This is a genomic window from Microlunatus speluncae (assembly GCF_009299835.1).
In the GTDB taxonomy this organism is placed as follows: domain Bacteria; phylum Actinomycetota; class Actinomycetes; order Propionibacteriales; family Propionibacteriaceae; genus Microlunatus; species Microlunatus speluncae.
The window spans coordinates 245,071-259,390 of record NZ_VKCZ01000021.1 but is presented as its reverse complement, the minus strand read 5'-3'; the positions used below and the strand labels follow the sequence as shown (position 1 = coordinate 259,390).

Genomic DNA, 14,320 nt, shown 5'->3' with positions numbered 1-14,320 from the left:
TCACTGCTGCTGTTGTTGCTGGGCGGCGGCGGGTTCGATGGCCGGGCCGGGGTCCTGCGGTCGGCCGCGCTCCGTGATCGGCTCGGCCGTTCCGGCGGTGTGCGCCAGCCCGGCGGCCGGTTCGGCGACGTCGACGGGTTCGTCCCGGCCGGCCAGCACCCAGGTGTCCTTCGAACCGCCGCCGCGGCTCGAGTTGACCACCAGCGCTCCCTCGCCGAGCGCGACCCGGGTCAGCCCGCCGGGCAGCACGAAGACCCGGTTGCCGTCGTTGACGGCGAACGGACGAAGATCGACATGGCGCGGCCGGAACCCGTCGTCGACGAAGGTCGGCACCGTCGACATCGAGACCACAGGCTGGGCGATCCAGGCCCGTGGATCGGCGATGATCTTGCTCCGCAGCTCGGCCAGCGTCGCCTCGTCGGCCTGCGGTCCGATCACCAGACCCTTGCCGCCGGACCCGTCCACCGGCTTGAGCACCAGTTGATCAAGGCGCCCCAGCACGTCGTCGAGGACCTCGGGATCGCCCAGCCGGAACGTGTCCACGTTGGGCAGCAGCGGTTCCTCGCCGAGGTAGTAGCGGACCAGGTCGGGGACGTAGGTGTAGATCAACTTGTCGTCGGCGACGCCGTTGCCGAGCGCGTTCGCGATCACCACGTGACCGGCCCGGGCCGCGTTGACCAGCCCGGGGCAGCCGAGCATCGAGCCGGGCAGGAACTGCACCGGGTCGACGAACTCGTCGTCGATCCGGCGGTAGATCACGTGCACCGGGCGTTCGCCGGCCGTGGTCGGCATGAAGATCCGGTTGCCGGCACAGATCAGGTCCCTACCCTCGACCAGCTCGACCCCCATCAGTCGGGCCAGCAGCGCATGCTCGAAGTAGGCCGCGTTGTGCACGCCGGGGGTCAGCACCACCACGGTCGGATCGGCGACTCCGGCCGGCGCGGCGGCGCGCAGGGCGGCCAGCAGCTCGTTGGCGTACCCGGCGACCGGGCGGACTCGGGACGAGCCGAACGCCTCGGGCAGCACCTGGGTCAGCGCGTGCCGGTTCTCGATCACGTAGCTGACCCCGGACGGCACCCGGACGTTGTCCTCCAGCACCCGGAACCGGCCGTCGGTGTCGCGGACCAGGTCGATCCCGGCGACGTGGATCCGGACCCCGTTCGGCGGTTCGATGCCGTACGTCTCCCGGTGGTAGTGCCGCGAGGTGACCACGACCTCGCGCGGCACGATGCCGTCCTTCAGCGCCTCGCCCGGCCCGTACACGTCGGCCAGGAACGCCTCCAGCGTGCGCACCCGCTGCTGCACCCCGCGATCGATCAGGTCCCACTCCTCGGCGTCCAGCACCCGCGGCACGATGTCCACCGGAAACGGTCGCTCCTGGCCGTCGTAGGCGAAGGTGACGCCCTGCTTCATGAAGGTCCGCGCCAGCGCGTCGACCCGCGGCCGCAACTCCTCGGTGCCGAGCGGCCGGAGCGCGCTGAGCACCGGTTCGTACGCCGTCCGGGTGTCGTCGGGCGCGCCGAACGCCTCGTCCCAACTCGCTCCCGTCGGGTAGCCGTCGAAGAGGTCCGCCATGACCGGACTGTAATGCGGATTCGTTACGCGCGGATTGCGTTCGCGGTCGACGGCGTTTCTCCGCTGCCGCTCGGCCGGGATACCGTTGGGCCGTGACCGGCGACATCACCGTTTTCTCGGGTTCCGCCCACCCCGCTTTCGCCAAGGAGATGTGCCAGATCCTCGGCATCCCACTCTCTCCTTCGCGCACCACCAGATTCAGCAACGACTGTCTGCAGGTGCAGTTGCGGGCGAACTGCCGGCAGCGCGACGTCTATCTGGTGCAGACACTCACCTCGCCGGTGCAGGAGAACCTGATGGAGCTGCTGCTGATGCTGGACGCGGCCCGCGGCGCGTCGGCCGCGCACATCACCGCGATCATCCCGCACTACAGCTACGCCCGGTCGGACAAGAAGGACCAGCCACGGATCTCGATCGGCGGCCGGCTGGTCGCCGACATGCTGGCCACCGCCGGCGCCACCCGGGTGCTGACCATGGCCCTGCACGCGCCGCAGGTGCACGGCTTCTTCTCGGTGCCGGTTGATCATCTGAGCGCGACCGCCGAGCTGGCCGAGCACTTCGTCGGCCGCGACCTGACCGACTCGATCGTCGTCTCGCCCGACCTGGGCAACGCGAAGGTGGCCACGGAGTTCGCCCGGATCCTCGGGCTCGAGGTGATCGCCGGGTCCAAGAAGCGGATCGCGGACGACAAAGTGATCATCGAACGGCTGGTCGGTGACCTGCACGGCAAGCGGCACGCGATCGTGCTGGACGACGAGATCGCCACCGCCGGCTCGATCGTCGAGCTGATGGCGATGCTGCGGGCCGAAGGGATCGAGAGCTTCTCCCTGGCCTGCACCCACGGCCTGTTCACCGGACCGGCGATCGACCGGCTCAAGGCCGAAGCGGGCGTCTCGGAGATCCTGATCACCAACACCGTCCCGGTGCCGGCGGAGAAGCGGATGCCGCAGATGGTCACCCGCTCCGTCGCCCCACTCTTCGCCGAGGCCGTCCGCCGGATCAACTGCGGCGAGTCGGTCAGCAGCCTGTTCAGCGACGAGATCACGTACGGCGCCTGAGCCGTCCCGGGCATGCCAAGCGCTACGCGGACGGTTTCGACAAGGGGACCTGCCGCTGCCGCCGTCCCGCGGGGTCGCCGTGGTGGCCTGCATGGACGCCCGGCTGAACGTGTACGGGCTGCTCGGCCTGGCGGAGGGCGACGCCCACGTGATCCGCAACGCCGGCGGGGTGATCACCGCCGACGAGCGGCGCAGTCTGGCGATCAGCCAGCGACTGCTGGGCACGCGCGAGGTGATCCTGATCCACCACACCGACTGCGGGATGCTGACCTTCACCGACGACGGGTTCAAGGCCCAGCTCGAGGACGAGACGGGGATCAAGCCCGATTGGCCGGCCGAGGCCTTCAGCGATCTGGACGAGGACGTCCGGCAGTCCATCGCACGGATCGCGGCGGACCCGTTCATCCCCGTGAAGGACTCGGTCCGTGGCTTCGTCTACGAGGTGGAGACCGGCCGCCTCCGCGAGGTCACGCCGGTCGCGAACTGACCGGCGGCGGGTCGGAACCATGGAAACACTCCCGATGTCCGGAATCGACCCGACGTCACCCGAAACCCGCCGAGAATGCCCGACTTCGGCGACGTCGGGTCGATTCCGGTCACCCGCTGGGTTGCGCATCCAGCCGAGGTCGGTCTCGGTGCCGGGGGTTGCCGCGATGTCACGCCCGCCGGGGTTCAGCTGATCGGTCGTGGACTTGATGGGGGTGGTCGGCGGGGCGGGCTGGCGCACTGGCACAAATCGGGGGCACAACGCCCCGCGGGACCGGAAATCGCTCGGTGGGACCGGGTTGCGCCCCCGATTTGTGACGGTGCACCTGTCAGGACGGCTGACCTCCTCCTGGCGACGACCACAGCGCCGAGGTCGTGCAGCCACCGGAATGCCACTGCACTCGGGGAGTGCCTCGCTCTGTACGGGTCCTCGAAACTCCGACCATCCCGCCTTCCGCCTCAGGACGAACGTTCAGGTTGGTCGGCCGAACCTGTCGCCACCAAGATCACGAAAGATCGAGGCTAGACTCCGCTGCATGCGATCGGCCAGAGTCTCGCTCGTCGGGCCGGGATAGACGACGTGCTGCGGATCCGAGGAATCTCCTACCTGCTGGACGATGTGTCGACCGACCGGCTCCGGCAGGACCTGCCGATCATCCGCGACGAGCTGCACTGCACCGCCGTCATGATCATCGGCGGCGACCCCGATCAGTTGGCCGATGCCGCCGCGGCGGTGATCGATGCCGGGCTCGACGTCTGGATCCGGCCGCACCTGCTCGACCGACCATGGTCCGACCTTCTTGATCAGCTGCGCCGGGTCGGCCGAGCGGCGGAACGGTTGCGGCAGCGATTCCCCGATCGGGTGACCCTGCTGGTCGGCAGCGAGTTCTCCCACACCGCGCGCGGCATCGTCCCGGGCTCCTGGTCGTACCTGCGGCTGCGGATCATCCTCCGCGCCCACCGGCTGCTCCGGCGACGGATCGACCGCCGGCTTGATCAACTTCTGGATCGGGCCGCGGTGACCGCCCGGGACGTGTTCTCGGGGCCGGTCAGCTATGCCGCGGCGAGCTGGGAGGAGGTCGACTGGACCCGGTTCGACGCGGTCGGGGTCAGCCTCTACCGGTCCGGCACCGACGACGAGGCGTACGCCCGCCGGGTGGCCGCCCTGGTCCGTGACCACGACCGGCCGGTGATCATCACCGAGTTCGGCTGCGGCGCCTTCGCCGGCGCCGAACGGCGTGGACCCGGGTCGTTCCGGATCGTCAACTGGTTCACCGACCCGCCGGTCATTCGTGATGATCATCCGCGGGACGAGGAGACGCAGGCCCGCTATCTGGGGGAGCTGATCGACCTGTTCGCCGAGACCGGCGTCGCCGGTTGCTTCGTCTTCACCTACGCCATGCGCGGATTTCCCCGCCGGGACGATCCGCGCGTCGATCTCGACAAGGCCGGCTTCGGCATCGTCGCCGTACCCGAAGACGGCGAGCCCCGCCCCAAGGCCGCCTTCCACCAGGTGGCCCGGCAGTACGGCGAGCTCGGCCGGGACCGACCGGAAGCCGGCTCGGATGCCTGAAACCGGTCGAAGGGAAAGCCAGTCCCCGCCGATCTCCTGGGGTTTCTGGCCTGACGGGTGCTTCGGGTTCATCGAGTGTGACCTTTTCGACCTCGATCGTCCGTCTTCAGGTGCGAAACGTCACTCTCGATGATCAACACAATTCCTCGACGCCCCGGAGACGCGCGGTCCAGCGAGAAGGACTACCGGCGGCACCGGCCATCGCCGGAACCGGCGCCCGGCCGCGAGACGGACCGACCGCGACAACCCGCCCGCCCTTTGCTGCGTCTTTCCGGCCGTCAGGCCGAAACCGTCGGGAGAACCGGCGCGGTCCGGCTTGCCCCTTCGACGGGCTCAGGGAACGAACCCCTAAACCTCCACACCCGAAAGCGGCGCGCCCCGAGCTTGTTCGTTCCCTGAGCCTGTCGAAGGGCAGGCCCGATGCGACCGTTGCGCGGGAGAGAGGCGCCACCGGGGGCTGCGCGAACCCCGACCCTCGTCATGCTTCCAGCAGGGCGACCGCGTGCTCCTCGACCCAGGCGATCTCCCGGGCGATCTCGTCGAGCACACCCCGTCGCGCCAGGCACACTTCCCATTCCGAGCCCTCGGCGACCAGCTGCCACAGATGATCTTGGAATCCCCGCGTCCGCTCGATCGCGGTCCGCAGCAGGGCGAGGTCGGGTTCGACTCCGTAGCCCTCGAGCAGCAGCCGGAGCCGGCGCGCCCGATCGGCCAGGCTCTTCGGCAGCCCGGCTGACCGGCAGCGCTCATCGGTCCAAAACGGCACCCAACGCCAGGCGAGGAAGCCGAGATCCCAGGCGCGGGGGCCCGGGGCCGCCGCCTCCCAGTCGATCAACGCCGCCGGCGCGCCGGCCCGGAAGATCACGTTCCACGGCGCCAGGTCGTTGTGGCAGATCGTTTCCACCGGCTCCTGGATCGGCAGTTGCCACTCGCGGTCGGCCCACGGAAACGTCGCCGCGGCATCGTGGAACTCGCGCACCAGCCCGCCGAGTCGCACCAGCACGTCGTCGCGCCAGAACCAGTGATCATCCGGTACAGGCCCGTCGTCGACCTCCGGTAGTCCGGCGCCGACCTCGCCCTCGAGGAAGCTCAACACCTCGCGTCCTTGATCATCGAAGCCCAGCGCCCGCGGCGCCCCCGCGAAGCCGGTCTCCTCGAGATGCCGCAGCAGGTCGAGCACGGCGGGCGACCACACACCACCCCGACGCCGCACCGTCCGGCCCACCCGCACGGCCCCCGAATGAGACCCGCCGTCGAGCGCGATCTCCGGCTCGGCTGCTCGTCCCGCGCCCTGATCGCCCATCCGGTCACCGTAACGTCGGGCGCCCGCCAGATCGACCGAGTTTCCGGCCGGCCAAGCCGTCGCCGGGGTTTAGCATCGGCTCGTGTGCCGGGCAGCTGAGACCGATGGCGAAGCGGGCCGGGACCGGCCGGCGTTCCCGCTGCGCCCCGAGTTCGCTCCGGACCTGTTCGCCGGCACGGCCGAGTACTACGCGAAATATCGGGACGGCTATCCCGAGGCGATGCTCGACGACATCATGATCACGGCCGGGTCGCCCGGCGACGGCACCCTGCTCGACCTGGCCTGCGGCACCGGGCAGGTGGCGATCCCGATGGCCCGACGATTCACCGACGTGTGGGCGGTCGACCAGGAGCCGGACATGATCAAGGTCGGCGCCGCGGCGGCGACCCGAGCGGGCGTCGGCGTCCGGTGGACCTGCGGGCGGGCGGAGACACTGGCGGTCGGCGACGGCGAGTTGCGGATGATCACCATCGCCAACGCCTTCCACCGGCTCGACCGTCGCCCGGTGGCCCGGTCGGCCCGGCGCTGGCTGAGCGACGGAGGGACCTTGGTGATCATGGGCTCCGGCCGGCGCCCGGAGGATCCACGGCCCGAGTGGGAGCTCATCATCCAGCGGTCCGTCCGGGAGTGGCGACGGTCCGCGTCGCCGCCGGCACCGACCTCGGACCAGAGCCCACCGGGGCAGCGGCTGATCTCCCACGAAGACCTGCTGGCCGAGGAAGGCTTCCGGGTCACCCACCGTTCCTTCGTCGAGAGCCGCGAGCGTTCGCTGGACGAGGTGATCGGCCACGTCTACTCCCGCTCGTACGCCTCCCGCCGCGCCCTCGGACCGAAGGTCGACGAGTTCGAGGCCCAGCTGCGCCGCCGACTGACCGATCACCAGCCCAACGGGCGGTTCGCGGAAGACGTCGGCTACTTCTTCTCCATCGGCCGGTGAATTCCGGCCGAACGCTGTCAGCCGGTGGCCGAGGCTGAGGGCGACGGCGATGGGGAGGGGGAGATGGTCTCGAACTGCGGATCGTCGGCCGTTACGACCGGCACCCGAATGGTCGTCTCGCCCGCGGTGGCGAAGGTCAGGGTGAGTTCGGCATCGAGCCCGGGGGCCAGGTCGGCGCCGGTGATCGTGATCAGCTGCTGATCGGTGAGGACCAGCAGCGAGCCCGCCGTGATGGCGACCGGGGCCGGCAGGGTCGCCGTCAGCGGGGTGCCGGCGGAGCCGTCGGCCTTGAAGGCCCGGCCGGTGATCCGCTGCAGCGTGTCGTTGTGACCCGCGGTGAGGCTGGCGGAGACGAAGCCGGTGCCCGGCTCCTTGCTGGCGATCAGCAGGTTGCGCACAGCGACGGCGCCCTGGCGCGGGCCGATGTCGGCGTTGACCCCTTCACCCGGCGTGTACGGCTTGTTGGTCTGCACATCGAAGCCGCAACCGGCCGTGACCGTCAGCGCGGCCGACAGGATGATCGCGGCGCCGGCCTTGGCCAGGCGGCGGAGGCGGGTCGCGGATTGCACCGACGGGGGCACGATTTCACTCCTGGGGCTCGATGAGTCGAATCGGCTGCAGCTTAGTGTCCTGCGCCCCCGTTCGCTGATCCAGGTCGAGGAAACGCCGGTACGAACACCGCCGGCTCGGCCCGACCGGCGGCGTTCCAGGTCTCGACGGGTGTCCGACCAGGGCGGTACGATCCTCTCCCGCGGTTGACGGGGCTCCCCTCCTGGACCGGCGACGAAGGCGTGGACAGCAGGCACCGGCAGGCACAGTTGCCAGGTGTTGTCAAGCTACGACCTTGGCCGGTTTTCGGCCTCTGGCTAGCGCAAACATCTCCAGGGGAGGGCCCATCCCCGTGGTAAACTTGAGCCTGCGAAAGGGGTACAAAACAACATGACCTTTACAGTCGGCGAAACGGTGGTTTACCCCAATCATGGGGCCGCTGTCATCGAGGACATCGAAACGCGACAAATCAAGGGCGAAGACAAGCTCTATCTGGTACTGCGAATCGTTGGTCAAAACGACCTGGTGGTTCGCGTCCCTGCCTGCAACCTCGACCTGGTCGGCGTGCGTGACGTCGTCGATGCCGATGGTCTGGAGCGGGTGTTCAATGTCCTGCGGGCACCGCACACCGAAGAGCCGACCAACTGGTCTCGGCGTTACAAGGCCAACCTGGAGAAGCTGCACTCCGGCAACGTGATGAAGGTTGCGGAGGTCGTCCGCGACCTCTGGCGTCGCGAGCGCGAGCGCGGCCTGTCCGCCGGCGAGAAGCGGATGCTGGCCAAGGCCCGGCAGATCCTGGTCTCCGAGCTCGCTCTGGCCGAGCGCGTCCCGGAGGACAAGGCTGAAATCCTGCTGGACGAGGTCCTCGCTTCCTGAGCGACCCCTTCCGCACCCGAACAATCCATCGCCCGTCCCAGCTCTGATGACCGTACGCACCGGAATCGGTGTCGACGTCCATCGTCTCGAGCCGGGGCGGGCGATGGCGCTTGCCGGCCTGATCTTCCCCGACGAACCGGCCGGCCTGCACGGCCACTCCGACGGGGATGTCGCCGCCCACGCCGCCTGTGACGCGCTGCTCAGCGCCGCCGGGCTCGGCGATCTCGGCTCGAACTTCGGCACCGACCGGCCCGAATGGAGCGGCGCCAGCGGGGTCGCCCTGCTGACCGAGACGGCCCGGCTGGTCCGCGACGCCGGCTACGAGATCGGCAACGTGGCGATCCAGGTGGTCGGCAACCGGCCCAAGCTCGGACCCCGGCGGGCCGAGGCCGAACGGGCCCTGGGTGACGCGATCGGAGCCCCGGTCGCAGTCGCCGGCACTACCGCCGATGGACTCGGCCTGACCGGCCGCGGCGAAGGCATCGCCGCCATCGCCACCGCGCTGATCCAGCGCGACGCGCCCTGATCAGGACCCGGCTGGGTCAGCGGACCAGCTTCGCGTCGGCCACGTAGGTGTTGCAGGTCTTCACGTCGCTGCTGCCGAGACCCTGGTTGGCCCAGTACTCCCGGGACCGGGCCAGACCGTGGTTGCCGTTCACGTTCTTCTTGCCGGTCAGGGTGTCGTCACCGATCGCCTTGTAGGTCGCCTCAATGCCCTCCAGGTCGTCCTGCTTGACCTCGAGCGAGCGGGAGACCGACCGCAGGAACATCGCCGACAGGCAGTCGGCCTGCACCTCGATCCGGCGGCTCATCTCGAGCTGGGCGCCCTCGTCCTCGTCCTGGACCAGCGCATGGGCCGAGATCAGGATGTTGGTCCGGGCTTGCAGGGCGTGCGCGAACTCGTGCGCCATGATGATGTACGCGACCCACTTGTTCTCACCGACCGCCGGGAGCGCCCGGACCAGCTGGTTGGAGAAGTAGACCTGCTGATCGGCGCTGCAATAGGACGCGTTGACGCCGGTCTCGCCGCACTTGGTCTTGACCTTCTCGCTGTAGACGGTGACGGAGGGGCGGACGATCTCCCAGCCGGCCGCGGTGACCGGCGGCTGCCACACCCGGACCAGACACTCCATCAGGTTGTTCAGGTGCTCCTCGAGCTCCGGATCGGACGCCTGGGTGACGTCGATCGGGCCTTCCTCGCAGCGCACCGGGATCGGCGTCTGCTCGTCGTAGAACCGATTGGCCGTGATCATCTCCTCGGCCTCTTCGTACGTCTGCGGCCGCGGGACCTCGGGCGGGTTCTCCTCCGGCGCCGGCACCGGGAAGTCGTCGTTCTGGTACGCGGACTGGGTGGCCGGGTTGGCGACCAGGGTCGCGACCAGGCCGATCGAGGCGACGATGGCGAGCACGATCATCGCGCCGAGCAGCTTGCCGAGCGGGCTGCGGCGACGCGGCGGCGGGGCGGGCGGTCGCCCGGGCAGCTGACCGGGGGCCGGCTGCTGACCGTACGGCGAGAATCCGCCGGGCGGGCTGAACGATGACGTCCGGCCCGTCGGGGCATATCCGGTCCAATTCGGCTGCTGGCCACCAACCCGTTGACCCGGCGCCGGGGATCCCCACTGCGGTTGCGTCACGGCCGCCACGATAGCCGTAGGGCGGCCGCTCCGCGACGACCCCGCCGCTCACCAGAGCGCAATTCGGGGCTCGCCGCCGACCCACATCGTGAGGACCGGGGTTTGTGGGAGGCTGTACCCCGTGTTGAGCTCACCTGCGCCCGAACCGGGACGTCTGACGACCGGTCGGGCCGGCCGGCTGGCCCGCTTCACCGTGTTCTCGCTCCTCCTCGTGGCCCTCGCCGCGGCCCTGCTGGCGGGGCCGATGGCCCGGCCCGCGCGGGCCGAGGGCACGGCTTCCTCGGTCGACGTCCAGGCCCAACTCGGCTTCGACGGCGTCCTCAAGGTGACCGAGAAGATCGTCTTCACCGGGTCGGTCCCGGCCGAGGTGAAGCAGCGGTTCGAGCTGCGGGATCCGCTGCCGCAGGAACCGGACCGGGAGCGGGTGCAACAGGTCAACGGCTTCGCCGCGAAGGCGGGCGGCCAGGGCGTCACCCCGACGGAGGTCCGGGACAGCCGGTCGGTCACCGTGACGATGCCGACCAACGGCGCGACCGAGCTCGAACTGACGTACCAGGTGTCCGGTGCGGTGATCACCGCCGACTACGGGACCACGGCGCTGAGCGTACGGCTGCTGCAGGGGCTCAGCCTCCAGGTCACCGAGTTCAACGCGACCGTGGCGATCCCGGCGCCGCTGGCCAACATCGACTGCACGGCCGGCCCGCCCGGGTCGGACGTGACCTGTGACTTCGCCGCCGGCGGCACTCACGACGCGCCGAACCCGACCTTCCGGGACGGGCCTCGCGGTGAGAACGAAGAGGTCGCGATCCGGATCGACTTCCCGGCCGACGCGGTCCCCTCGAACGAGGTGATCGAGACCCGCTGGACCCTCGGCCGCGCCTTCTCCGTCGGCCCGCTGCAGCTCGGCATCGCGCTGGCGCTGCTGGTGCTCGGCGGGATCGTCCTGTTCGCGCTGCACCGGCTCGCCGGCGCCGACGCCCGGCCCGGCGGTCAGATCGCCAAGATCGGTGAGTTCGCGCCGGTCGGCGATGGCGAGTCCGAATTCCGCGTGGTCGGCGAGATCCGGCCCGGCCAGGTCGGCACCGTGGTCGACGAACGGGTCGACCCGATCGACGTCACCGCGAGCCTGATCGACCTGGCCGTCCGCGGTCACCTGCTGATCACCGAGCTGCCGCGGGAGTCCGAGTTCGCCCGGACCGACTGGGTGCTGTCCCGGCCGAAGGAGGCCGACCCGAGCGAGTTGCATCCGTTCGAGATCGAGCTGCTGGACGGCCTGGCCGCGCCCGGCGGCGAGGTGCGGGTGTCCGAGCTCAGTGACAAGGTGCGGGCCTCGATCGACGGGGTGCAGGACAAGCTGTACGACGAGATGGTCGCCAACGGCTGGTACGAGCGGCGGCCGGATTCCACCCGCAACCGGTGGACCCAGCTGGCGCTGGCCGGGCTGATCGTCGCCGTCGTCGCCACCGGCCTGCTGGCCGCCTTCACCACCTTCGGCCTGATCGGCTTGGCCCTGGTCATCCTCGGCCTCGGGCTCGTCTTCGTCGCCCAGGAGATGCCGGCCCGGACCGGCAAGGGTTCGGCGGTGCAGGCCGGTCTGATGGCGCTGCGGTCGGATCTGCTGAGCCAGCCGACCGATCAGATGCCCGCCGGCCAGGAGCTGCGCGAGCTGTCCGAGGTGCTGCCGTACGCGGTCGTCCTCGGCGGGGCCGAGCGCTGGCTGGACGCGATCGTCGCCTCCGACGCCGACGAGGACCCGGACTCGACCGACCTGTCCTGGTATCACGGCCCGGACAACTGGCACCTCCGCGACCTGCCCGACTCCCTCCGCAACTTCATCGGCACCGTAGCCGGCAACCTCTTCACCCGCTGACCCCACCCAACCCCGAGTTGTCAGAACTAGGGGACGCCAGAGCAGCCCCTAGTTCTGACAGGTCGGGGGGTTAGTGGTGGAAGAGGCGGCGGTGGGTGCGGATCAGGGTGATGTTGTGGTCGGTGCAGGCTTGTTCTACCGGCTCGGCGGCTGTTGATCCGCCGGGCTCGATGATCATGGTGGTGCCGATCCGGGCCGCGTGATCGATGTTGTCGCGGAACGGGATCGCGCCGTCGTGGGCGATGATCACCCGGTCCAGCCGGGACAGCCAGGCCGCACGGTCGGTTGCGGTCGGCAGTCGGTCGGCCAGTTCGGCGGCGAGCAGTCGGGCCTCCTCCGGGGTCGGGTCGCCGGTCGCCAGGGCGAGTTGGAGATTGATCCGGTCCTGCCGGCGACGTGCCGGTGGACCGGCGATCAGGGCGGCCGACGGGTGCCGTCGGAGCCACCAGGTCGCGGCCTTGGCCACCGCCAGCCGGGTGCAGTCGACCCGTGACTGCTGTCCGCCGGCGATCCCGATCGCCTGCCCGTCGCGCACCGCGACCACCGTGTTCGACGGGGTGTAGCGGGCCGTGATCATGGCCAGCAAGGCGTCGGCCCGGGTCGCTTCGGGGAGGTCCGGCGGCAGCAGGGCGGCATCGAGGGTGCCGTGATCACTGGCCTGGGTGATCCGGAGTCCGCCGAGCTCGCGGAGCTCGGATTGCGGCGGCCGGACGGCCGGGTCGGCTTCCATGATCAGATAGCGGCCGCGGCGTTTCCGGCGCAGGATGTCGATCGCCCCCGACTCGAAGCCCGGTGCGACGATGCCGTCGGAGATCACCGTGGCCAGGAACCGGGCCAGTTCAAGATCAACAGGATCGGAGACCGCGAGCAGGTCGCCGTAACTGCTGCGGGGATCGGCATCCCGGGCTCGCAGGTAGGCCGACAGGACCGGGCTCGGTCGCCCATCCACGGCCCAGCTGTCCATGATCACGGAGTCCACCGGTCCGGCCGCCGCGACGCCGGCCGGGGCGACGTGCTTGATCGACGCCGCGACCGGGACGCCGAGCTGTCGCCGGGCGTCGCGGACCAGATTCCAGCCGGTGATCGCGTCCAGCAGATTGATCGCCGAGGGGTCGGAGTTGATCACCCGGAACGGAGGCGGGCCGATCGGCTCCGCCGTCGCCGGTTGATGGGGATTGAGTCCGTACCTGAGATGCATCGCGCACTCCTGTCCGAGTGCGAGAAGCCCAGGCGGACGACTTCTCGACCGATGCTCCCCGATGGATTCCCATCTGATCGCCAGTCGCGCGAGACCCCCACTCTAACGCGCGGGTCAGGCGTCGAGGTCGACCGCGTCCTTGATCTTGTCGACGGCGCCCTCCTCGGCCGGCTGCCCTTCCGGACCGATCAGCGCCTGGTTCAGGTCGACGAACCCACGCAGCCGCTCCTCGTAGCGCCGGTAGGCGACGGTGTGCCCGTCCGTCGCCGCCGCGTTGCGGGCCAGCTCCTGGGCGAGCACGTACGCCTGGATGATCGCGACGCTGGTGCCCTGGCCGGTCAACGGGGACGGGCAGCTGGCGGCGTCGCCGATCAGGGCCACCCGGCCGCTGGACCAGGAGCCGAGCCGGGCCTGGGCCATCGCGCCGAACTGGAAGTCGGCCGAGGCTTCCAGGGTCTTCCGCAGGGCATCGGTCTGCCAGGGGATCCGGGCGATCCGGTCGGCGACGAGCTGCCGGTGCTGCGGCTCGTCGCGGTAGTCCACCGTCATCGCGGGCGACTCGAAGCCGACGGTGACCCGCACCTCGCTGTTGTCCCGGGTCGGATAGACCACGTAGGTCGCCGCCGGGTCCTGCACCCAGACCTGCCAGTCCTCGAGGTCGATCAGGTTGGGGCCGCCGAACACTCCGAGGTACGCCCCCAGGTGGTGCAGATACCGCTCGGCCGGGCCGAACGCCAGCCGGCGGACCCCGGAGTAGAGGCCGTCGGCGCCGACGACCAGGTCGAACCGGTGCGGGGCAGTTTGGGCGAACTGGATGTCGACGCCGTCCGGGCCGTCGGTGAGGCCGGTGATCCAATCGCCGAACACCAGTTCGCTGCCGTCGTCCTCGCGGGCGGCGTCGGTCCGGAGTAGGCCGGCCTGCAGCACCTCGGTCAGCTCGGCGCGGAGGATCTCGATGTCTGGGCTGTCCAGTCGACCGCTGCTGAGCACGAAGTCCTCACGCCGCCACTGCTCGACCCCGGCGCCGTTCAGCCAGGACATTCCCTTGAGCCGGGTGCGCCGGCTCTCGAGCTCCGCGCGGTAGCCGAGCCGATCCATCGCGGTCAACGCGGCGCCACGGATGTCGACGGCCTGACCCGTCGTCCGCGGCTTCGAAGCGCGCTCCACGATGGTCACGGCGAAGCCCTGCCGGCGCAGCGAATCGGCGAGCACGAGGCCGGCGATGCCGCCGCCGGAGATGAGCACTGATCGCATGATGATT

The 14,320-nt window shown here is 70.0% G+C and carries 13 protein-coding genes and 1 riboswitch; of the genes, 7 read left to right on the top strand and 6 right to left on the bottom strand.

Annotated features, from left to right (window positions below; genetic code table 11):
• Complete coding sequence (locus FNH24_RS30675; RefSeq protein ID WP_152366055.1) at positions 1–1,575, bottom strand: circularly permuted type 2 ATP-grasp protein; 1,575 nt, start codon at positions 1,573–1,575, stop codon at positions 1–3.
• 92 nt (positions 1,576–1,667) lie between these two features.
• Here FNH24_RS30675 and FNH24_RS30670 point away from each other — a divergent pair, with 92 nt between their 5' ends.
• The 3 genes from FNH24_RS30670 to FNH24_RS30660 all read left to right on the top strand — a co-directional run bounded on the left by FNH24_RS30670 (position 1,668) and on the right by FNH24_RS30660 (position 4,692).
• Positions 1,668–2,633 carry a ribose-phosphate diphosphokinase gene (locus FNH24_RS30670; RefSeq protein WP_152366054.1) on the top strand — a complete coding sequence of 322 codons (966 nt, stop codon included), beginning with the start codon at positions 1,668–1,670 and terminating at the stop codon, positions 2,631–2,633.
• A gap of 79 nt (positions 2,634–2,712) precedes the next feature.
• A complete protein-coding gene (locus FNH24_RS30665; RefSeq protein ID WP_343031916.1) occupies positions 2,713–3,120 on the top strand; it encodes a beta-class carbonic anhydrase in 408 nt (135 codons plus the stop codon).
• A 579-nt stretch (positions 3,121–3,699) separates the two neighbouring features.
• On the top strand, positions 3,700–4,692 hold the full coding sequence (locus FNH24_RS30660; protein WP_152366052.1) for a glycoside hydrolase family 113 protein: 993 nt from the start codon (positions 3,700–3,702) through the stop codon (positions 4,690–4,692).
• A 478-nt stretch (positions 4,693–5,170) separates the two neighbouring features.
• Here the strand turns inward: FNH24_RS30660 and FNH24_RS30655 are convergent, their stop codons facing one another.
• Positions 5,171–5,995, bottom strand: a complete 825-nt coding sequence (locus tag FNH24_RS30655; RefSeq protein WP_152366051.1) for a phosphotransferase — start codon at positions 5,993–5,995, stop codon at positions 5,171–5,173.
• Between the two features lie 82 nt (positions 5,996–6,077).
• On the opposite strand from FNH24_RS30655, the gene FNH24_RS30650 reads away from it, so the two are divergent.
• Positions 6,078–6,932 carry a class I SAM-dependent methyltransferase gene (locus tag FNH24_RS30650; RefSeq protein WP_152366050.1) on the top strand — a complete coding sequence of 285 codons (855 nt, stop codon included), beginning with the start codon at positions 6,078–6,080 and terminating at the stop codon, positions 6,930–6,932.
• A 17-nt stretch (positions 6,933–6,949) separates the two neighbouring features.
• Here the strand turns inward: FNH24_RS30650 and FNH24_RS30645 are convergent, their stop codons facing one another.
• A complete protein-coding gene (locus FNH24_RS30645; protein ID WP_152366049.1) occupies positions 6,950–7,513 on the bottom strand; it encodes a hypothetical protein in 564 nt (187 codons plus the stop codon).
• Between the two features lie 358 nt (positions 7,514–7,871).
• Between FNH24_RS30645 and FNH24_RS30640 the strand changes: the two genes are divergently transcribed.
• Both FNH24_RS30640 and ispF read left to right on the top strand, forming a co-directional pair.
• Positions 7,872–8,357: a CarD family transcriptional regulator gene (locus FNH24_RS30640; RefSeq protein WP_152366048.1), complete on the top strand. Its 486-nt coding sequence runs from the start codon at positions 7,872–7,874 to the stop codon at positions 8,355–8,357.
• A gap of 46 nt (positions 8,358–8,403) precedes the next feature.
• The gene (gene ispF, locus FNH24_RS30635) at positions 8,404–8,883 is read left to right on the top strand and encodes a 2-C-methyl-D-erythritol 2,4-cyclodiphosphate synthase (RefSeq protein ID WP_152366047.1); all 480 of its coding nucleotides are present in this window, start codon (positions 8,404–8,406) and stop codon (positions 8,881–8,883) included.
• A 16-nt stretch (positions 8,884–8,899) separates the two neighbouring features.
• Here ispF and FNH24_RS30630 read toward each other — a convergent pair whose 3' ends face one another.
• The gene (locus FNH24_RS30630) at positions 8,900–9,991 is read right to left on the bottom strand and encodes a neutral zinc metallopeptidase (protein WP_152366046.1); all 1,092 of its coding nucleotides are present in this window, start codon (positions 9,989–9,991) and stop codon (positions 8,900–8,902) included.
• A 121-nt stretch (positions 9,992–10,112) separates the two neighbouring features.
• Here FNH24_RS30630 and FNH24_RS30625 point away from each other — a divergent pair, with 121 nt between their 5' ends.
• Positions 10,113–11,861 (top strand): DUF2207 domain-containing protein, encoded by a 1,749-nt coding sequence (locus tag FNH24_RS30625; RefSeq protein ID WP_152366045.1) that lies wholly within the window; start codon positions 10,113–10,115, stop codon positions 11,859–11,861.
• Between the two features lie 70 nt (positions 11,862–11,931).
• Here FNH24_RS30625 and FNH24_RS30620 read toward each other — a convergent pair whose 3' ends face one another.
• Positions 11,932–13,122, bottom strand: a complete 1,191-nt coding sequence (locus FNH24_RS30620) for a 5-aminoimidazole-4-carboxamide ribonucleotide transformylase (protein ID WP_343031918.1) — start codon at positions 13,120–13,122, stop codon at positions 11,932–11,934.
• Positions 13,079–13,157, bottom strand: a riboswitch (ZMP/ZTP riboswitch). It overlaps the preceding gene by 44 nt.
• A 16-nt stretch (positions 13,158–13,173) precedes the next feature.
• Positions 13,174–14,313: an FAD-dependent monooxygenase gene (locus FNH24_RS30615; protein ID WP_152366043.1), complete on the bottom strand. Its 1,140-nt coding sequence runs from the start codon at positions 14,311–14,313 to the stop codon at positions 13,174–13,176.
• Between the last annotated feature and the right edge of the window lie 7 nt (positions 14,314–14,320).